Genomic DNA, 18921 nt, shown 5'->3' on the forward strand with positions numbered 1-18921 from the left:
GATAGGCTGCCCCGATCAAAAGGCGATGTGCTTGGCCTCCACGCGAGTCACAAAGCGGCCCTCGCTGGTCAGGAACCCCTGCACAATGGCACGCTCCAAGCTGATGTGTTCGTCGATCACAGCGAAGAGCTGGCCGTGACGCGCAGGCTGCGGAAGGCTGATGGTGAAGCCCTCGATCTGAAGAGCGGCGGCGACGATGCGTTCTGGCTCGCTCCTGCCGCCCCTCCTGACCGCCAGGTGAGGTAGAGGGCATGTCGTCGAAACGGCTGGTGAACATCTGTACGGGCTTTGTACGACCGAGACCCGGAATCACCATAGATGTTCGCGTAAACTTCCGCATCGAGCGTTCCCAGCGACCACTTAGGGCACAACTTAGCTACTGAAATTGCTAGAGAAAATGGTGCTGTGAGAGAGGATTGAACTCTCGACCTCACCCTTACCAAGGGTGTGCTCTACCACTGAGCTACCACAGCGCCTGCGACCGTTTCGGGGTCGTGGGGCGCGATGTAGACAAAACGCCGGGGGGGCGCAAGGGGGGAAATGCGGATCGCTAAGAGCGCGCCTGCCGTGTCCCGGACGTTGGCCTTGGCCGTGCCGCAGGGAAGTGTAGGATCGTCACTAGGAACATCGCAGCAGGGGCGGTCGGCGGCGTCATCGCCAGCGCGCTTGTCAGCGGGGTCATGCTCGGCGGGCGCAGGGCCGGGCTTCTGCACAAGACGCCGGGCGGGCAGGCGGAGGGCTGGCTCGACCGCAACCTCGACAGCCGCAGGCACGCGGGCGAGGCGGGGACGTTCCTGGCCGGGCAGGCGAACCACGCCGCGACGTGGGGCGTCCGGGGCGGCGCTCGGTGCGGTTCACCGGGGGCACTGACGCTGATCGTCGGACGGGCGAGCGCCCGGTCCGGCGGCGACGGCTTGCCAGCCCGCGCCGCCGATGCCACAAAAAGGGTGGACAAGCCGGGACGCAGTGAATGAACGATCTTTCGAGGAGCGAGCGCCGCCTGATCGTGGCACTGGACCGGCTGGACTATACCGTCGAGCGGGCGGGCGGCGACCTGACGCGCCTGCGCAGCCGCCCCCCGGTGCCGCCGCAACCCGCCGCTGCCGCGCAACAGGGCAGCCAGCAGCTGCAGACGGAGAACCGGCGGCTGTCGGACGATGTCGCGGCGCTGCACGATCGGCAGGCCGCGACGCTTGAGGCCATGCGCGAGCGGCTGGCCGAAACCCAGGAGCGGCTGGCCGGTGCCGGCGAGCACATGGCGCGGCTGGCTGCGGCCAATGACGGGCTGTCGGCGGCGAACCGCGACCTGATCGCGGCCGCCGGCGGCGGCGCGTCCGCGTCGGACGCCATCCGCGCGGCGCTGGAGGCGGAGATCGAGTCCCTTCGCGCCGCCCGCGCCGCCGAGATCGCCCAGATGGGCGAGATCCTCGACGCGCTGGACCGGATGCTCGGCACGCCCGCGCCCACGCCGCGCAAGCCCGCGCGCGCGCCGGAGGGGCGGGATGAAGCGGAGACAAGGCAGGAGGCGAATGACGACGCGATCTCGCCTGCGGCGGGCGCGTTCCGGGCGGCGGGGTCGTCCATGTCCACCGCCACGGCGGTCGTTGCGCCCGCCGAGGTGGTCGGCGATGCGGGGGGGCCAGACACGGGGGCCGCCGCGGGGCCGGAAGCGTTTTCGGACGACGCCTTTTCGGACGACGCCGCGGAAACCGCCGGGGAACGCGAGCTCGTCGTCGAACGCGACGAGCTGCCCGACGACGACGTGTCGCTGTTTGGCGGCGTCTACGACGACGATGCCGACGAAAGCGACCCCGACGACACGGAAGGAGACCGGCGCTGATGCCCAACGTGGAATTCAAGGTCGGTCACAAGGACTACACCCTGTCCTGCCAGGACGGGGAAGAAAAGCTCCTGCGCCGGGCGGCAGGGATGCTGGACGCTGAGGCGCGCCAGATCCTGGAACAGGCGGGGCGGATGCCCGAGCCGCGGCTGCTGCTGCTGGCGGGGCTGATGCTCGCCGACCGCACCTCGGCGCTCGAGGATCGCGCCGCGTCCGCCGAACGCGAACTCGCGCGGCTGAAATCGAACCCGGTCCGGGTCGAGGTGCCGGTGATCCCGCCGGAAATCGGCGAGGTCATGGCCGAACTCGCCGCCCGCGCCGAGGCCCTGGCCGACAAGGCGGAGGAGATGCTGGCCGAGGACGTGCCGGGCGAGGACATGCCGGCCGACGATGACGACCAGCCCGCCTGACGCGGCTGCCGCCCCGATGAACGTGCGTTTTATCAGCGGCTTCGCAGAAACTTCCGGCGGCATCTGCGCGTTTCCCTGACCTGCGGGAGGGAACGGCAATGGCGTCACGCGCGATCTGGAAGGGACAGCTGCGCCTGTCGCTGGTGGCCATCCCGGTAGAAATCCACAGCGCGACCAAGACCGCGCGCCGTGTCAGCTTCCGCCAGATCCACGGCCCGACCGGCAAGCCCATCCGCTATGAAAAGACGGTGGCGGGCGTCGGACCGATCGATCCCGACGACATCATGAAGGGCTACGCGCTCGGCGATAACGAATACCTGCTGATCGAACCCGACGAGATCGACGCGATCAAGCTGGAGACCAAGAAGACGTTCGAGCTGGTGCAGTTCGTGGGCCAGAACGAGATCTCGCCGCTCTACTACGACCAGCCTTACTACATCGTGCCGACCGACGAGCTGGCCGAGGATGCCTATCGCGTGGTCCGCGACGCGCTGCGGAAGTCGGGCAAGGTGGGGCTGGGGCAGCTGACCGTGCACGGCAGCGAAAAGCTGTGCGCCGTGCGGCCCTGCGGCGACGGGCTGCTGATGGAGACGCTGTTCTACGCCGACGAGATCAAGGAGGCGGAGCCGCTGTTTTCGTCGATCGAGGACCAGGAGGCGGACGAGGATCTTCTGAACGTCGCCGAGGCGCTGATCGAGAAGAAGACGGCGCCGTTCGACGCGGCCGCCTTCACCGACCACTACGACAAGGCGCTGCGGTCGCTGATCGAGGACAAGCGCAAGGGCCGGGCGCCGCGGGTCACGACCGAAGGCGAAAGCCGCCCGTCGGGCGACAACGTGGTCGACCTGATGCAGGCGCTGCGTGACAGCCTGAAGGCGTCGGGCGGTGCTGGCGACAAGGCGCCGGCGCGCAAGCCGGCGGCGAAATCGACCGCGGCCCGCTCGTCGGGGGGTGTCAAGGCGCGGTCATCGCGCGGCAAGGCGGCGGCCAAGGCCGACGAGGTCGAGGACAAGGACGAGGACGAAGCGCCCGCGAAACCCGCCAAGGCACCCGCCCGGCGTGCGCCCACGCGCAAGGCGGGCTGATTGGCCGCCCGGCTCGACACCTACCGCGGCAAGCGCGATCCCGCGCGCACGGCCGAGCCGTTCGACGAAGGCACACCGTCGGCGGGCGCGCTGCGGTATTCGATGCAGAACCACGACGCCACCCGGCTTCACTGGGACCTGCGGCTGGAATGGGGTGGCGTGCTGCTGAGCTGGGCCGTCACCCGCGGCCCGAGCTTCGACCCCGGCGAAAAGCGTCTCGCGGTCAGGACCGAGGATCACCCGATTCCCTACCTGACCTTCGAGGGCACGATCCCCAAGGGCGAATATGGCGGCGGCACCGTGATGCTGTGGGACATCGGGTCGTGGCGACCCGACGGCGACGTGGAATACGGCCTGGGCAAGGGCCACCTGCGCTTCCAGGTCTACGGGCGGCGGCTGACCGGGTCCTGGGACCTGGTACGGATCAAGGGCCGGCCGAACGAGAGGCGCGAGAACTGGCTGCTGATCAAGCAGGACGACGCCGCCGCCCACGCGCCCGATCCGGTCGAACGCTACCGCACCAGCGTCGCGACCAACCGCGACTTCGCCGCCATCGCCGAGGATCGTCCCGCCGTGCCCTTCGGCCCCGCGAACCGGCTCGCCCGCCCGAAGCCGGTCGAGCCGATGCTCGCAAAGCTGGTCGACGACCCCCCGTCCGGCGATGGCTGGCAGCACGAGATCAAGATCGACGGCTATCGCGGCCTTGTCGAGATCGGCAAGGGGGGGGCGCTGATCCGCACCCGCAACGGTCTCGACTGGTCCGAACGGTTCGCGCCGCTGCTGCCCGCGTTCGAGGAACTGCCCGCCCGCTCAGCCCTGATCGACGGCGAGATCGTCGCGGGCGCGGGCCGCCTCGGCTTCACGGCGCTGCAGCAGGCGATCACGGCAGGCGGGCCGTTCGCCTTCGTCGCCTTCGACCTGCTGCATCTCGACGGCAAGGACCTGAAGCGCACGCCGCTGAAGGACCGGCAGGCGGCACTGCGCGACCTGCTGGCCGACGTCCCGGCCCTGGGGCTGATCGAGCAGTCGCTCGCCGTCGAGGGTAGCGGCGAGGACGCGCTGGCCGCGATCTGCGCGGCGAAGGGCGAAGGCATCGTGTCGAAGCGGATCGACTCGACCTACCGGCCGGGCAGGGGGGACAGCTGGCGCAAGACCAAGTGCGAACATCGCGACGACTACCTGATCGCGGGATGGTTACCCTCGCAGGCAAACGGGCGCGCGTTCTCGTCGCTGTTGCTGGCCGAACGGGCCGAGGACGGGACGCTGCACTATCGCGGCAAGGTCGGCACCGGGTTCGACGGCGACGCGCTGGACAAGGTCATGGCCGCGCTTGCGCCGCATGCCCGGCCGAAAGCGGCGCTGGACGTGCCCCGGTCCGAGGCGCGCGGCGCGAAGTGGGTCGAACCTGTCATCGCGGCCGAGATCCGCTATGCCGACATCACCGGCGACGGCCGGCTGCGCCATGCGAGTTTCCAGGGGCTGCGCGAGGACAAGATGCCCAAGGCTCCGCCTGCGAGGAGGGCCGCGAAGGCCACACCCGTCGTCCGGGTCGCGTCGGGCCGCTCGGACGACGAGATCCGGGTTGCGGGCGTCCGCATCTCGAACCCCAGGCGCGTCGTCTACCCGGACGCAAAGGTCACCAAGGCCGACATCGCCGCCTATTACGAGGCCGTGGCGCCCCTGATGCTAGAGCATCTGCGCGACCGGCCCATCTCGCTCGTGCGGCTGCCCGAGGGGCTGGGCGGCGAATCGTTCTTCCAGAAACACGCGGGCAAGGGCTTTCCGACGCAGATCCGCGAAACGGCGATCGAGGGCGAGGACGAGCCCGCGCTTTACGTCCGCGACGCGGCCGGGCTGGTTGCCGGGGCGCAGATGGATGTCGTCGAATACCACATGCGGGGCACGCACCGCGACCGGCCCGACCGGCCCGACCGGCTGGTCTTCGACCTCGACCCCGACGAGGGGCTGGGGTGGGCCGACGTGAAGCGCGCGGCGTTCGACCTGCGCGACCGGCTGGATGGGCTGGGGCTGCCGACTTGGGCCATGGTGACGGGCGGCAAGGGCGTTCACATCGTGTGCGACATCAGGCGCACGGTGCCGTGGGAAACCGCGACGCTGTTTGCGCGGACCCTGACAACGGTGCTGGCAGATGAGGAGCCGGATCGCTTTGTCGCGGTCATGTCCAAGGCCAGGCGGACCGGGCGGATCTTCATAGACTGGCTGAGGAACCAGCCGCAAGCGACTGCAGTCGCGCCGTTTTCCCTGCGCGCACGCCCGGGGGCGACGGTCGCGGTGCCGGTCTCGTGGGAGGTGCTGGAGACACTGAAGGGCGCGAACGTCTTTACCATCCGCGACGCGCTCGACCGCGCGCCGGACGTCGTGCCCGATTATCCCGACCCGGTGCCGCTGACCCCTGCGATCAGGGCGCTCACAACGTGACCGATGATGACGGCGCGCTGACGGGACGCCCGCTGCGCCTGCGCGTCTATCTGGACGAGCGCCGCTGGCTCGGCCCCGGCAAGGCCGACCTGCTGGCGCTGATCGACGAGACCGGCTCGATCTCGGCCGCGGGGCGACGCATGAAGATGAGCTACAAGCGCGCTTGGACCTTGGCCGAGGCGCTGAACGCGATGTTCCCCGAGCCGCTGATCGAAAGCGCCCGTGGCGGGGCGCAGGGCGGCGGCGCCGCGCTGACGCCGCTCGGGCGGCAGGTCCTCGCGCGGTTCCGGGCCATCCAGGCGGGCGCGGAACAAGCCGCCGCCGCCGAGATCGCGGCGCTGCGCGGCCTTTCCGATATGTCCGGCCGGAAATAGCGCTTGCCGCGCTGCGCGGACCTTGGTCTAACTGCGTGGCGACGCCGTTCCCTGATCCGAGGCCCAGATGACCCGCATGTCCCGCCTTGCCGTCGCGGCTTTGACCGCCATGACAGTCGTCGCGGGGCCAGCCGCCGCTGAGGACGTCACCGTCTTCGCCGCCGCGAGCCTCAAGACCGCGCTCGACCGCATCGTGAAGGAGTGGGAGGGCAGCAGCGGCAACAGCGCCGTCGTGTCCTACGCCGGCAGCTCGCAACTGGCCCGCCAGATTCAGGAGGGCGCGCCGGCCGACATCTTCATCTCGGCCGCGACAGACTGGATGGACACGCTGGAACAGGCGGCAGAGATCGACCCCGGCAGCCGCGTCGACCTGCTGGGCAACACGCTGGTCCTGGTGCGCGCGGGCGGCGAGGCTGCGCCCGACGCGCCCGTCATCGACAAGAACTATGACCTGAAGGGCCAGCTCGCCGGCGGCAAGCTGGCCATGGCGCTGGTCGAATCGGTGCCCGCAGGGGTCTACGGCAAGCAGGCGCTGACCTCGCTGGGGCTGTGGGACAGCGTCTCGCAGGACGTGGCGCAGGCCGACAACGTGCGCGCCGCGCTGGCGCTGGTCGCCACGCGGGAGGCGCCGATGGGCATCGTCTACGCGACCGACGCGCATGCCGAACCGGCCGTGAGCATCGCGGGCGTGTTCCCCGCGGACAGCCACGATCCCATCACCTATCCTGCGGCGCTGGTGAAGGGCGCCGCCGACAGGCCGGCCGCCGTCGATCTGTTCGAGACCATGAAGGGCACCGCCGCCCGCGCGGTCTTCGAAGGCGAGGGCTTCACGCTGCCGCCCGCGCAGAACTGACGACCTTGCTGCAGGCGCTCGCAGACTGGCTGGGGCCGGACGGAACCACTGCGCTTTTGCTGTCGCTCAAGGTGTCGCTGTGGGCCACGATGGCCAGCCTGCCGCCCGGGATCCTGTGCGCGCTGGTGCTGGCGCGGGGGCGGTTCTGGGGTCACGGGCTGCTCAACGGGCTGGTGCACTTGCCGCTGATCCTGCCGCCGGTCGTGACGGGGTACCTGCTCCTCGTCATCATGGGGCGGCGCGGCCCGGTGGGCGCATGGCTGGAACAGGCCTTCGGCATCGTCTTTGCCTTCCGGTGGACCGGCGCGGCGCTCGCCGCGGCCGTCATGGCCTTTCCGCTTTTGGTCCGGGCGATCCGCCTCGCGATTGAGGCGGTGGACCCGCGGCTGGAGGACGCGGCGGCGACGCTGGGCGCGCCGCGCGCGGCGGTCTTCGCCACCGTGACGCTGCCCTTGATCCTGCCGGGCATCATCGCGGGCGCGGTGCTCGCCTTCGCCAAGTCGATGGGAGAGTTCGGGGCGACGATCACCTTCGTTTCGAACATTCCCGGCCAGACCCAGACCCTGCCATCGGCCATCTACACCGCGCTGCAGGTGCCGGGGCAGGGCGAGACGGTGGCGCGCCTTGCCGCATTGTCGATCGCGGTGGCGCTGGTGGCGCTCGGGGTGGCCGAGTGGCTGTCGCGCGCCGTCGCGCGGCGCATCGCGGGGCGCTGATGCTGTCGGTCGCGCTGCGGCACCGCTTTCCGGGCTTCGCGCTCGACGCCGCCTTCGACGCGCCGGCGGGGATCACCGCGCTGTTCGGACGCTCCGGTTCGGGCAAGACCACGATCGTAAACGCGGTGGCGGGGCTGCTGCGCCCCGATCACGGTCGCATCGTCGTCGATGGTCGCGTGCTGACCGACAGCGCCGCGGGCGTGATGGTGCCCGTGCGGTCGCGGCGGATCGGCTATGTCTTCCAGGATGCGCGGCTGTTCCCGCACATGACGGTGCGCCGGAACCTCGCCTACGGCACCCGCTTCGCGCCCCCCGGCGCGACCGGGCCGTCGGGCGGCGAGGTGGTGGAGATGCTGGGGATCGGCCGCCTGCTCGACCGTCGCCCCGCGCTTCTGTCGGGGGGCGAGAAGGCGCGGGTCGCGATCGGGCGCGCGCTGCTGTCGCGGCCGCGGCTGCTGATCCTCGACGAGCCGCTCGCCTCGCTCGACGCCGCGCGCCGGGCGGAGATCCTGCCCTACGTGGAAAGCCTCCGCGACCGCACCGGCATCCCCGTCCTGTATATCAGCCACGCGATTTCCGAGGTCGCGCGGCTGGCGACGACGCTGGTCCTGATCGACGCGGGCCGGGTCACGCGGGCGGGCGCGCTCGAGGACCTCCTGTCGGACCCGGCGTCGGCCGCGCTGCTCGACCCGGACGAGGTCGGCGCGGTGCTGCCCGGCATCATCGCCGCGCACGAGCCCGACGGCCTCGCCCGCATCGCTACGGCCGCGGGCGATCTGCTGGTTCCGGGCCTTGCCGCGCCCGTGGGCCGCGCGCTCAGGCTGCGGATCAGGGCGGCAGAGGTGATCGTGTCGCTCGCGCCACCGCAGGACAGTTCCGTCCTGAACGTCCTGCCCGTTACGGTCGCGCGGATCGAGGGCGAGGGCGCGACCGTCCTGGTCCAGCTGCGCCTGCACGGGGGCGCGGCGCTGCTCGCGCGCATCACGCAGCGGTCGGTCGACGCGCTGCGTCTGGCGCCGGGCGTCCGGTGCCACGCCACGGTGAAAAGCGCGGGTCTGGTGCAGGGGGCGGGCTAGGCGTGCGCACCCCGCACGATCTCGAGGATCTCGCGCGCGGCCACCGGGATGTTGGTGCCCGGCCCGAAGATCGCGGCGACGCCTGCCTGGCGCAGGAAGTCGTAGTCCTGCTGCGGGATCACGCCGCCGCAGATGACGATGATGTCCTCGGCCCCCTTGTCCTTCAGCGCGCGGATCAGCTGCGGCGCGAGGGTCTTGTGCCCCGCTGCCTGGCTGGAAATGCCGACCACGTGGACGTCGTTGTCCACCGCGTCCTGCGCGGCCTCGTCGGGGGTCTGGAACAGCGGGCCCACGTCCACGTCGAAGCCGATGTCGGCGAAGGCGGTGGCGATCACCTTGGCGCCGCGGTCGTGGCCGTCCTGGCCCATCTTGACGACCAGCATACGGGGTCGGCGGCCCTCTGCCTCGGCAAAGGCCTCCACGTCGCGCTGGATCCGGGCGAAACCTTCGTCGCCGTCATAGGCCGCGCCGTAGACGCCGGCGAGCGTGCGGACCTCGGCGCGGTGGCGGCCGAACACGTTCTCCATCGCCATGCTGATCTCTCCCACGGTCGCGCGCGCCCGCGCGGCTTCGACCGCGGCTTCCAAAAGGTTCCCGCCCTCGCGCGCGCGGCGCGTGACCTCGGCCAGCGCCGCGTCGCAGGCGGCCTGGTCGCGGGTGGCGCGGATGGCTTCCAGGCGGGCGATCTGGCTCGCGCGGACCTTCATGTTGTCGATGTCGAGGATGTCGATCGGGTCCTCGCGGTCCTTGCGGTACTTGTTGACGCCGACGATCACCTCTTCGCCGCGGTCGACCATGGCCTGTCGGCGGGCGGCCGTCTCCTCGATCCGGAGCTTGGGCTGCCCGGTGGCGACGGCCTTGGTCATGCCGCCCATCGCCTCGACCTCCTTGATGATCGCCCAGGCCTTTTCGGCCAGTTCGGCCGTTAGGCTTTCGACGTAGTAGGACCCGGCCAGAGGATCGACGACATGGGTGATCCCGGTCTCCTCCTGCAGGATCAGCTGCGTGTTCCGCGCGATCCGGGCCGAGAAGTCCGTCGGCAGCGCGATCGCCTCGTCCAGCGCGTTGGTGTGGAGCGATTGCGTCCCGCCAAGCGCCGCGCTCATCGCCTCGTAGGCGGTGCGGACGACGTTGTTGTAGGGGTCCTGTTCCTGAAGGCTCACGCCCGAGGTCTGGCAGTGCGTTCGCAGCATGAGGCTCGACTGCTTCTTCGCGCCGAAATCCGACATGATCCGGTGCCACAGCAGCCGCGCGGCGCGCAGCTTCGCGATCTCCATGAAGAAGTTCATGCCGATGGCGAAGAAGAACGACAGGCGGCCCGCGAAGTCGTCGACGTCCATCCCTGCCGCCATCGCGGCGCGGACGTATTCACGCCCGTCGGCCAGCGTGTAGGCCAGTTCCTGCACCAGGTTCGCGCCCGCTTCCTGCATGTGGTAGCCGGAAATCGAGATCGAGTTGAACCTGGGCATCTCCGCCGAGGTGTAGCCGATGATGTCGGCGATGATCCGCATCGAAGGCTCGGGCGGATAGATGTAGGTGTTGCGGACCATGAACTCCTTGAGAATGTCGTTCTGGATCGTCCCCGACAGGACGGCGCGGGAATGGCCCTGCTCCTCGCCCGCGACGATGAAGCTGGCGAGGATCGGGATCACCGCGCCGTTCATGGTCATCGACACCGACACCTTGTCCAGCGGGATGCCGTCGAACAGGATCTTCATGTCCTCGACGCTGTCGATGGCAACCCCCGCCTTGCCCACGTCGCCTTCGACCCGCGGATGATCGCTGTCATAGCCCCGGTGCGTCGCGAGATCGAACGCGACCGACACGCCCTGCTGCCCGGCGGCGAGATTGCGGCGGTAGAACGCGTTCGATTCCTCGGCCGTCGAAAAGCCCGCATATTGCCGGATCGTCCACGGGCGGCCCGCATACATCGTCGCGCGCGGGCCGCGGGTGAAGGGCGCGATGCCGGGCAGGCTGCCCATGTGATCGAGGTCCTCGGTGTCTGCCGCGGTATAAAGCGGCTTGACCTTGATGCCTTCCAGCGTGTCCCAGGCGAGCGTATCGGGTTCCGCGCCCTTCAGTTCCTTGCGTGCCAGTTCGCGCCACAGATCCAGCGTCGGCTTGGGGTCGTTCATCATGTGGTCCTTTCAGGTCGCGCGCGCGTCACTATATCTTCGGAATGAGGGCGAGGCACAGATGGTAATCAGGCGGTTGGCATGGGGGCTGGCGGCTATGGCCGTGGCCGGACTGGGCGCGGGAACGCCCCCGGCCTCGTTGCCCGCGCCGGTCTCGACGGTCGAGACGCCCACCGCCCCGGCCGTCGTTCGCCCCGGCGTGTCGGCGCTTTCCGTGCGCGACGCGGCGGAAGTCGCGCCCGAGGATCTGATCTTCACCGCCCGCGCCGTCATCGTCTTCGCCGACACGCCCGAGGATGCCGCGTTCCGGTCGCAGGTCGACCTGATCAACCGCGACCCCGCCGGCCTTGCGGCGCGCGACGTGGTCGTGTTGCTGGACACTGACCCTGCGAACGCGTCTTCGTGGCGGCGGAAGCTGCGGCCGGTCGGGTTCTCGCTGGTGATCCTCGACAAGCAGGGCACGGTCATCGACCGGAAGCCGTTCCCCTGGAACTCGCGGGAAATCGGCCGGGCGATCGACAAGACGCCGGAAAGCCGGGCCGAGAATGCGCGCGCGCGGGCCGGCGGATGAATTTTGCGGGATTTGGCCGGTATGTTTTCGACTGCATTGGCCACGCCGTTGAATTCGACCTGCATCATCATTATGCTAATGACGCAGGAACAGGAGCCCGCAGATGAGCACCACATCCTACAACCCGCCCCCGATCACGGGCCGGACCGGCCCGAAGCCGGGTTACTGACCGACCGGGCCGCGGTTCCGCGGCCGTCGATGTTGCGGCGGATCGCGTCCAGCGCGCTGTGTCCCATCTCCATCGCCTCGACCTTCATGGCGATGTAATCCCGGTACATCGACGCGGCCCGCTCCGGTCCGATCCGTGCGAGGTCGAGCGTTCGCAGGTCCGCGATCATCGCCACGATCGCATTCAACTGGCTGTAGTACAGCACCACCGGATCGACCGTGTCGCGGGGCAGGACGTGGATTTCGCCCACGATGGCGTTGAAGATCGCGTCGTTCTTTTCGGACGGGATCACGGGGAAGTAGCCCGGCTCCGAGGTGATGCGCTCGGCGATGCGGGCGCCGTAGGCGGCGACGTCGTCGCGCTGGAGCACGGCAAGGTAGGCGCGGATTTCCGCGAACAGCGCCCGCTGCACGTCGCGCACCCGTTCCGCCCGCAGCCGGTCGTCGCGGCGGCGGTTCTGCCAGGCCACCACCCACCAGCCGGCCGCCAAGAAGACGCCCGCGATGACCGCCTGCTGAGCCTGCGGCGACAGGATGTCGTCGAGCGGCGCCATCACGATCCCGCCCCTGCGGGAACCGAGGGCGGGTCCGGCGCGTCACGTTCCGACATGCCGGGAGGAACCGCCATTATGGAACGTATCGTCACAATCCCTCTGGCCGAGGCCGACCACCTCACCCTGCTGGGCCGGGCGCGGCCCGTCATCATCACGGCCCCTGCCGAAAGCGACGCAGCCGCCGTCGAGCAGTTGCGGATGCTGGGGGCGGCCGCGCACGGGCTGGGCGAACGCGACATGCCGGTGCTGACCGACTTCGGCGGCCATGACGCGTTCGAGTTGCGGCTGGTCGGCAAGGACGGGACCGTCAAGCAGCGGTTCGATACGCCGGTGGACGCCGAGACCCTGTTCGAGATCGTCGATGCCATGCCGATGCGGCAGGACGAGATGAAGGAATGACGCGCGGCCCCGCGCCGCGCCCGCTTGCGCACCGCGCAAGGACGGCCGCGGACCGGGACGGGGCAGGGCGCCCGGCGCGCGTGCACCTCACTCGAACTCCATGATGACGTCGTCGACCTTGAGGCTTTCGCCACGGGCGGCGCTGACGGACTTGACCACGCCCTTGCGCTCGGCGCGCAGGATGTTCTCCATCTTCATCGCTTCGACCGTGGCGAGGGCCTGCCCTTCCTGCACTTCGTCGCCGGGTGCGACGTTGATGCCGACGACGAGGCCGGGCATCGGGCACAGCAGGAACCGCGACGTGTCGGGCGGAAGCTTCTCGGGCATCAGGCGCGCCAGCTCGGCTGCGCGGGGGCGGCGCACCTGCGTCTTCAGGTCGGCGCCGCGGGTGCGGAGCCTGTAGCCCGCCGGGATCCGTTCGATCTTCATCACCAGCGGCTCGTCGTCGACCATCATCTCGGCAAGCGGCATGCCGGGCTTCCAGCCGGATTCGACCCGCAGGCTGCGATCACCCACAGACACGGTGGCGCCGGCGCGGTCCGCCTGCACGTTCACCGGAATTTCCTGCCCGTTCAGCGTCACGACCCAGTTCTCGCCCACGCGGCGTTCGTGGTTGTTCAGCCGCCCGGTGATCTGGGTGCGGCGGATCTCCGCCACGCGGTGCATGGCGGCGGCGGCGGCCGCGATCCGGTCAAGCTCGTCCTGCGGCAGCGTCACGCCGGTGAAGCCCTCGGGGTATTCCTCGGCGATGAAGGCGGTCGAGATGTCGCCCGACACGAAGCGCGGATGGTCCATTACGGCGGACAGGAAGGGCAGGTTGTGGCCGATCCCCTCGACCTCGAAGCTGTCGAGCGCGCCGCGCATCGCCTCGATCGCAGCAGGGCGATCCGGGGCCCAGGTGCAGAGCTTGGCGATCATCGGGTCGTAGAACATGCTGATCTCGCCCCCCTCGTAGACGCCGGTGTCGTTGCGGATGGCGGCGTCGCCCGTTGCGGGGTGCGCGTCGGGGCGCGAGGGGACCCAGCGGTCGGTTGCCAGAAGCGGCCCAGCCGCTACCTCGGCCGGGGGGCGGTAGCGGGTCAGCCGCCCGATCGAGGGCAGGAAGTTGCGGTAGGGGTCTTCGGCGTAGAGCCGGCTTTCGATGGCCCAGCCGGTGATGGTCAGGTCGGCCTGGGTGAAGGGCAGCTTCTCGCCCGCCGCCACGCGGATCATCTGTTCGACCAGGTCGATGCCGGTGATGAGCTCTGTCACCGGGTGTTCGACCTGCAGACGCGTATTCATTTCAAGGAAGTAGAAGTTCTTGTTCGCGTCCACGATGAACTCGACCGTGCCCGCCGAGGCATAGCCCACCGCCTTGGCAAGCGCGACCGCCTGCTCGCCCATCGCACGGCGGGTTTCGGGATCGAGAAACGGCGAGGGCGCTTCCTCGATGACCTTCTGGTTGCGGCGCTGGATGGAACATTCGCGCTCGTGCAGGTAGACGCAGTTCCCATGCTGGTCGGCGAGGACCTGGATCTCGATGTGGCGCGGCTGGGTCACGAACTTCTCGATGAAGATCCGGTCGTCGCCGAAGCTGCTGGCGGCCTCGTTCCGCGAGGACTCGAACCCCTCGCGCGCCTCGGTGTCGCTCCACGCAATCCGCATGCCCTTGCCGCCGCCGCCGGCGCTGGCCTTGATCATCACCGGATAGCCGATCCCGGTCGAGATGCGAACCGCCTCTTCCGCGTCGGCGATCAGGCCCATGTAGCCCGGCACGGTCGAGACGCCGGCGTCCTGCGCGATCTTCTTTGACGTGATCTTGTCGCCCATCGCCTGGATCGCGGGCGAGGGCGGGCCCACGAAAACGACGCCCTCTTTCTCAAGAGCCGCGGCGAAGTTCATGTTTTCGCTGAGGAACCCGTAGCCCGGATGAACCGCCTCGGCGCCGCTGCGGCGGACCGCGTCCATGATCCTGTCGATCACGATGTAGGACTGGTTCGCCGGGCTCGGGCCGATGTGGACGGCCTCGTCGGCCATGCGGACATGCAGCGCGTTGCGGTCGGCGTCGGAATACACGGCGACGGTGGCGATGCCCATCTTCTTCGCGGTCTTGATGACGCGGCAGGCGATTTCACCGCGGTTGGCGATCAGGATCTTCTTGAACATGGGCTGCCCTGGGCTGGTTACGGAAAGGCCGCCCGGGTGCATGCACCGGGGCGGCCTGGATCATTCGGAATGCCGGCCATGGGACCGGCGGTGACGCTCAGGTCACTGGCACAGACGGACGTCGTCGCACAGCGCGCCGCCGACGGCGCCGATGGCCGCGCCCTTGAGGCGGTCGCTGCCGCCCTTGCCGCGGACGTCCTGGACGACGTAGCCTGCGCCCGCGCCGATGATCGCGCGGTCAAGGTCGGTGGGCTGGATGTTCTGCGTGCAACCGGCGAGCATGGCGGCGCCCAGTCCGGCGACGAGCAGCAGTTTCTTGGACATGTGATCTCTTTCTTGTCTTGCGGCGCCCGGTCCGCGCACGGGCGCCCGGCGGCCTTGTTGGTCAGGATGCGCGCCGCCCGGCAGCAGGCGGTCGCGCCGATCGCGTTACTGGCAGACGCCCACGTCGTCGCAGAGCGCACCACCGGCCGCGCCGATGAGGGCGCCGGTTGAGGCCTTCTCGTCAAGCGCCTTGGCAACGACGGCACCGGCAAGGGCGCCGCCCGCGGCGCGCTGCGCGTCTGCGGACAGGCCGGTGTTGTAGCCGTAGCCCGGGTAGGTGCCTTGCGCACAGGCCGACAGGCCAGCGGCCAGCAGCGCGACGCCAGCAATGCGAACGATGAGTTTGGTGTGCATTTTCCTATGCCTGTATTGAGGACCCTTTTCCGGGCCGATTGTATGACACGCGGCCTCACTATGTCACGCAGGGCACACAGGTCAAACTGACAACCCGGAGAGAACATCGGGATCGGCGCACTCGCGCCAATGCATCCGGTTCGCGTGACTGTCGGCACGGGACCCGGCGCGTCGTCCACGCACGGGCGGGCTTCGGGGCCGGTGTGATGGCGGGCCCGCGCGGCGATCATGCGTCGTCCGCATCCTCGTCGTCGTCCCAGCCATCGCCGTCGTCCCAGCCGAAGTCGGGCGGGCTTTCGGTCGCGAACAGTTCGGGGAACGACGCCTCGGCCTTCTTCATGTCCACCTTCAGCAGCTGTTCGTAGCTGACCGGGTCGAACTTGCCGACGGCCACGACCTCGCGCCCCAGGAGCCAGGACAGGCGCCCCGCGTCCAGGTTGCCGCGCTCGAACGGCTCGTCGCCGAAATGCCGGATCAGCGCGGCCATGAACCCCGCGTCGGCGCGCCGGTCGGCGGGCTGGCGGTCGCGGTAGCGTTCGCGCGCGACCAGCTTCGTCGCGCCCTTCTTGTTGGCGCGGCGGACGGTGAACTGGAAGTCGGTCGAGGGAAGGCGGCCGGGAAAGCCGCGATGCTTCAGCATGGCGCGACCTTCATCGGGCGGGCGACGCGTCGGGAGTGCGGGCCGGCCGCGACGACGGCCGACCCGCGCAGGGCAGGATCAGCTGCCATACTTGCCGGTGAACACCGGCTCGGCCGTGACGACCGGCTGCACGACGGGCTGCGGCCGCTGGCAGCCCGCGACGACGGCGGCCAGCACCAGCACCAGTGCGATTTTCTTCGACATGTTCCCAAACTCCTGATCTGCGGGGTTTTCGTGCCCCGACTGCTCGTGTGACGGTCCGCCTCGCGCGGGCCGGCGGCCATCATACAGGGCACCGCCGCGCCGTCACGCCGAGGGCAGCGCGCATCCGCCGCCTGTGGCCCGTCTGCATCATGGATGACGGCGGCGCGGGGAACGGGGCGCATCACCACGGCTCCCATACGCAGGCGTCGCGGTCGGGCGGGATGCGGAACCCCTCGAACAGCTGGACCACGGTCGGATCGAAGGTCCCGAACTCGCTTTCCGCCGAGGCGAGCGAGATCACCACCTGCTGCGGGCGCTCGGGCATGTCCTTCAGTCCGGGCAGGGCCACGTTCTCGCACAGCCACACGACGTCGAGATGGTTCGGGTCCTGCATCAGCACGTCGGGGGCGGCGGGCAGGGGAACCTCGGCGTCGGCCGCGGCCTCGGCCCCCGGCTGCGAGGGTGGAACGGGCAGGTCGAACGCCTCTTCCGGGATCAGCGCGCCGGCTTCCGCCTCGATCCGGTCCACCGGGGACGCGGGGTCCGCGTGCTGCGTAAGGTCCAGCGCCGGGGTGTCGGGGGGCAGCACCTCGAAGACGGGGGCGCCGTCGCCTGCACCTCCCTCGTCCACCGGGGTTCCCCTGAGCGAGCCGTCGTTCAGCGCCGCCACGTCCTCGTCGCTCAGCGGCACGTCGGCGTAGTCGTCGGTATAGTCCGTCGACGGCGGGACCTGATCCGCCAGCGACGGCATCACGAAGCGGAACCGCGCGACAAGCCCCATGCCGACGACCTTGTCGGTCAGGACCTCCTGCAGCCAGACCTGCGCCCCCGACGGCACCGCGAGCGGCGCGTCCGCACCGGGGCCCGCGGCGAGCGCCGTCGACAGGAGGATCTCGAAAGGGTTCATCGCATGGGGCCCGTGGTCGCGGTGATCTTCACTGGGACATGCTACAGGGGAATGTTGTCGTGCTTCTTCCAGGGATTGCCCAACTGCTTGCCGCGCAGGCTGGCAAAGGCGCGGGCGACGCGGCGACGGGTCGAATGGGGCTGGATCACCTCGTCGATGAAGCCCTTCTCGGCGGCGACGAAGGGGTTGGCGAAGCGATCCTCGTAGTCCTTCGTGCGCGCCGCGATCCTGTCGGCGTCGCTCAGTTCGGATCGGTACAGGATCTCGACCGCGCCCTTCGCGCCCATCACCGCGATCTCGGCGGTGGGCCAGGCATAGTTGAAATCGCCCCGCAGGTGCTTTGACGACATCACGTCGTAAGCCCCGCCATAGGCCTTGCGGGTGATGACCGTGACCTTGGGCACCGTCGCCTCACCATAGGCGAACAGCAGCTTCGCGCCGTGCTTGATGACGCCGCCGTATTCCTGAGCCGTGCCGGGCAGGAAGCCGGGGACGTCCACCAGGGTCAGGATCGGGATGTTGAAGGCGTCGCAGAAGCGGACGAACCGCGCGGCCTTGCGGCTGGAATCGATGTCCAGGACGCCCGCCAGCACCAGCGGCTGGTTGGCGACGACGCCGACCGTCTGCCCCTCGATCCGCACGAAGCCGGTCAGGATGTTGCCCGCGAAGTCGCGCTGGATCTCGTAGAAGTCGCCCTCGTCGGCGATCTTCGCGATCAGCTCCTTCATGTCGTAGGGCTGGTTCGGGTTGTCGGGGATCAGCGTGTCGAGCGATGGCTCGATGCGCGCGGGGTCGTCGAAGAACGGCCGGGTCGGGGCCTTGTCGCGGTTCGACAGCGGCAGGAAGTCGAACAGCCGCCGGATCTCGGTCAGCATCTCGACATCGTTGTCGAAGGCGCCGTCGGCGACCGAGGATTTCTTCGTGTGGGTCGACGCGCCGCCCAGCTGTTCCGCCGTCACGACCTCGTTCGTGACCGTCTTCACGACGTCCGGGCCGGTCACGAACATGTAGGAGGTGTCGCGCACCATGAAGATGAAGTCGGTTATGGCGGGCGAATAGACCGCGCCGCCGGCGCACGGCCCCATGATGAGCGAGATCTGCGGCACCACCCCCGATGCCATGATGTTGCGCTGGAACACGTCGGCATAGCCCGCGAGGCTGGCCACGCCTTCCTGGATCCGCGCCCCGCCGGAATCGTTGATGCCGATCACGGGCGCGCCGTTCTGCATCGCCATGTCCATGATCTTGCAGATCTTCCGGGCGTGGGTTTCCGACAGCGAGCCGCCGAACACGGTGAAATCCTGGCTGAAGACATAGACCATGCGGCCGTTGATCGTGCCCCATCCGGTCACGACGCCGTCGCCGTAGGGGCGGTCCGCCTCGATCCCGAAGTCGGTGGAACGGTGGCGGACGAACATGTCGAACTCCTCGAAGCTGTCCTCGTCGAGGAGCAGCTCGATCCGCTCGCGGGCGGTCAGCTTGCCGCGGGCGTGCTGGGCATCGATTCGGCGCTGCCCGCCGCCCAGCTTCGCCTCGGCCCGGCGCTGGCCCAGTTGTTCCAGGATGTCCTTCATGCTGTCCCCCGTCTGGCCCGGTCCCGGGCTTTGCGGGGACACTACTTGCCTCGGCGGCGCAGGCAAACACCTATTGAGTGCAGCCGCCGTGCCGGGCGGTCGCCGCAGCCCCGACGCAGCCCCGACGCAGCCCTGACGCGGCCTTGACGCAGC

The 18921-nt window shown here is 69.4% G+C and carries 21 protein-coding genes and 1 tRNA gene; 11 read left to right on the forward strand and 11 right to left on the reverse strand.

The window, feature by feature from the left end:
- Positions 1–15 precede the first annotated feature (15 nt).
- Positions 16–237, reverse strand: coding sequence for a Y16D family protein (locus ELI80_RS16690; protein WP_500048776.1), 222 nt, complete (start codon positions 235–237; stop codon positions 16–18).
- A 161-nt stretch (positions 238–398) separates the two neighbouring features.
- Positions 399–473 (reverse strand) — tRNA-Thr (locus tag ELI80_RS13280).
- Between the two features lie 207 nt (positions 474–680).
- Here ELI80_RS13280 and ELI80_RS13285 point away from each other — a divergent pair.
- From ELI80_RS13285 to modC, 9 genes are all read left to right on the forward strand, one after another.
- Positions 681–974: a hypothetical protein gene (locus ELI80_RS13285; protein ID WP_136652440.1), complete on the forward strand. Its 294-nt coding sequence runs from the start codon at positions 681–683 to the stop codon at positions 972–974.
- Positions 971–1840, forward strand: coding sequence for a hypothetical protein (locus tag ELI80_RS16220; protein WP_201740637.1), 870 nt, complete (start codon positions 971–973; stop codon positions 1838–1840). Before ELI80_RS13285 ends, ELI80_RS16220 begins: the two co-directional genes overlap by 4 nt.
- Entirely contained in the window at positions 1840–2250 is a 411-nt protein-coding gene (locus ELI80_RS13295; RefSeq protein WP_136652441.1) for a cell division protein ZapA, read from the forward strand. Before ELI80_RS16220 ends, ELI80_RS13295 begins: the two co-directional genes overlap by 1 nt.
- Before the next feature lie 98 nt (positions 2251–2348).
- Positions 2349–3335, forward strand: a complete 987-nt coding sequence (gene ku / locus ELI80_RS13300; protein WP_136652442.1) for a non-homologous end joining protein Ku — start codon at positions 2349–2351, stop codon at positions 3333–3335.
- On the forward strand, positions 3336–5774 hold the full coding sequence (gene ligD / locus ELI80_RS13305; RefSeq protein ID WP_136652443.1) for a DNA ligase D: 2439 nt from the start codon (positions 3336–3338) through the stop codon (positions 5772–5774).
- Entirely contained in the window at positions 5771–6148 is a 378-nt protein-coding gene (locus ELI80_RS13310) for a winged helix-turn-helix domain-containing protein (protein WP_236641494.1), read from the forward strand. The genes ligD and ELI80_RS13310 overlap by 4 nt, the downstream gene beginning before the upstream one ends.
- Positions 6149–6215: 67 nt before the next feature.
- Entirely contained in the window at positions 6216–7001 is a 786-nt protein-coding gene (gene modA / locus ELI80_RS13315) for a molybdate ABC transporter substrate-binding protein (RefSeq protein WP_136652444.1), read from the forward strand.
- A gap of 5 nt (positions 7002–7006) precedes the next feature.
- Positions 7007–7717 carry a molybdate ABC transporter permease subunit gene (gene modB / locus ELI80_RS13320; protein ID WP_236641495.1) on the forward strand — a complete coding sequence of 237 codons (711 nt, stop codon included), beginning with the start codon at positions 7007–7009 and terminating at the stop codon, positions 7715–7717.
- Complete coding sequence (modC, locus tag ELI80_RS13325) at positions 7714–8793, forward strand: molybdenum ABC transporter ATP-binding protein (protein ID WP_438943076.1); 1080 nt, start codon at positions 7714–7716, stop codon at positions 8791–8793. The genes modB and modC overlap by 4 nt, the downstream gene beginning before the upstream one ends.
- Here the strand turns inward: modC and scpA are convergent.
- The gene (gene scpA, locus ELI80_RS13330; RefSeq protein WP_136652445.1) at positions 8790–10928 is read right to left on the reverse strand and encodes a methylmalonyl-CoA mutase; all 2139 of its coding nucleotides are present in this window, start codon (positions 10926–10928) and stop codon (positions 8790–8792) included. The two genes, modC and scpA, sit on opposite strands and share 4 nt — an antisense overlap.
- A 97-nt stretch (positions 10929–11025) precedes the next feature.
- Between scpA and ELI80_RS13335 the strand changes: the two genes are divergently transcribed.
- A complete protein-coding gene (locus tag ELI80_RS13335; RefSeq protein WP_136652446.1) occupies positions 11026–11499 on the forward strand; it encodes a DUF4174 domain-containing protein in 474 nt (157 codons plus the stop codon).
- 134 nt (positions 11500–11633) lie between these two features.
- Here the strand turns inward: ELI80_RS13335 and ELI80_RS13340 are convergent, their stop codons facing one another.
- On the reverse strand, positions 11634–12221 hold the full coding sequence (locus tag ELI80_RS13340; protein WP_136652447.1) for a hypothetical protein: 588 nt from the start codon (positions 12219–12221) through the stop codon (positions 11634–11636).
- A gap of 75 nt (positions 12222–12296) precedes the next feature.
- Between ELI80_RS13340 and ELI80_RS13345 the strand changes: the two genes are divergently transcribed.
- Positions 12297–12620 carry a DUF4174 domain-containing protein gene (locus ELI80_RS13345; RefSeq protein ID WP_161596477.1) on the forward strand — a complete coding sequence of 108 codons (324 nt, stop codon included), beginning with the start codon at positions 12297–12299 and terminating at the stop codon, positions 12618–12620.
- 87 nt (positions 12621–12707) lie between these two features.
- On the opposite strand, the gene ELI80_RS13350 is transcribed toward ELI80_RS13345, so the two are convergent.
- From ELI80_RS13350 to ELI80_RS13375, 7 genes are all read right to left on the reverse strand, one after another.
- Positions 12708–14765 (reverse strand): acetyl-CoA carboxylase biotin carboxylase subunit, encoded by a 2058-nt coding sequence (locus ELI80_RS13350; protein ID WP_136652449.1) that lies wholly within the window; start codon positions 14763–14765, stop codon positions 12708–12710.
- A 102-nt stretch (positions 14766–14867) separates the two neighbouring features.
- On the reverse strand, positions 14868–15089 hold the full coding sequence (locus ELI80_RS13355) for a YMGG-like glycine zipper-containing protein (protein ID WP_136652450.1): 222 nt from the start codon (positions 15087–15089) through the stop codon (positions 14868–14870).
- Between the two features lie 105 nt (positions 15090–15194).
- The gene (locus ELI80_RS13360) at positions 15195–15443 is read right to left on the reverse strand and encodes a hypothetical protein (RefSeq protein WP_136652451.1); all 249 of its coding nucleotides are present in this window, start codon (positions 15441–15443) and stop codon (positions 15195–15197) included.
- Between the two features lie 226 nt (positions 15444–15669).
- Complete coding sequence (locus tag ELI80_RS13365) at positions 15670–16083, reverse strand: hypothetical protein (RefSeq protein ID WP_136652452.1); 414 nt, start codon at positions 16081–16083, stop codon at positions 15670–15672.
- A 78-nt stretch (positions 16084–16161) separates the two neighbouring features.
- Positions 16162–16287, reverse strand: a complete 126-nt coding sequence (locus ELI80_RS16090) for a lipoprotein (RefSeq protein ID WP_161596478.1) — start codon at positions 16285–16287, stop codon at positions 16162–16164.
- A 181-nt stretch (positions 16288–16468) separates the two neighbouring features.
- Positions 16469–17194, reverse strand: coding sequence for a DUF6497 family protein (locus ELI80_RS13370; RefSeq protein WP_136652453.1), 726 nt, complete (start codon positions 17192–17194; stop codon positions 16469–16471).
- 41 nt (positions 17195–17235) lie between these two features.
- Positions 17236–18768 carry an acyl-CoA carboxylase subunit beta gene (locus tag ELI80_RS13375; RefSeq protein WP_136652454.1) on the reverse strand — a complete coding sequence of 511 codons (1533 nt, stop codon included), beginning with the start codon at positions 18766–18768 and terminating at the stop codon, positions 17236–17238.
- Positions 18769–18921: the final 153 nt, after the last annotated feature.

Source organism: Paracoccus aeridis (assembly GCF_004923205.2).
GTDB lineage: Bacteria > Pseudomonadota > Alphaproteobacteria > Rhodobacterales > Rhodobacteraceae > Paracoccus > Paracoccus aeridis.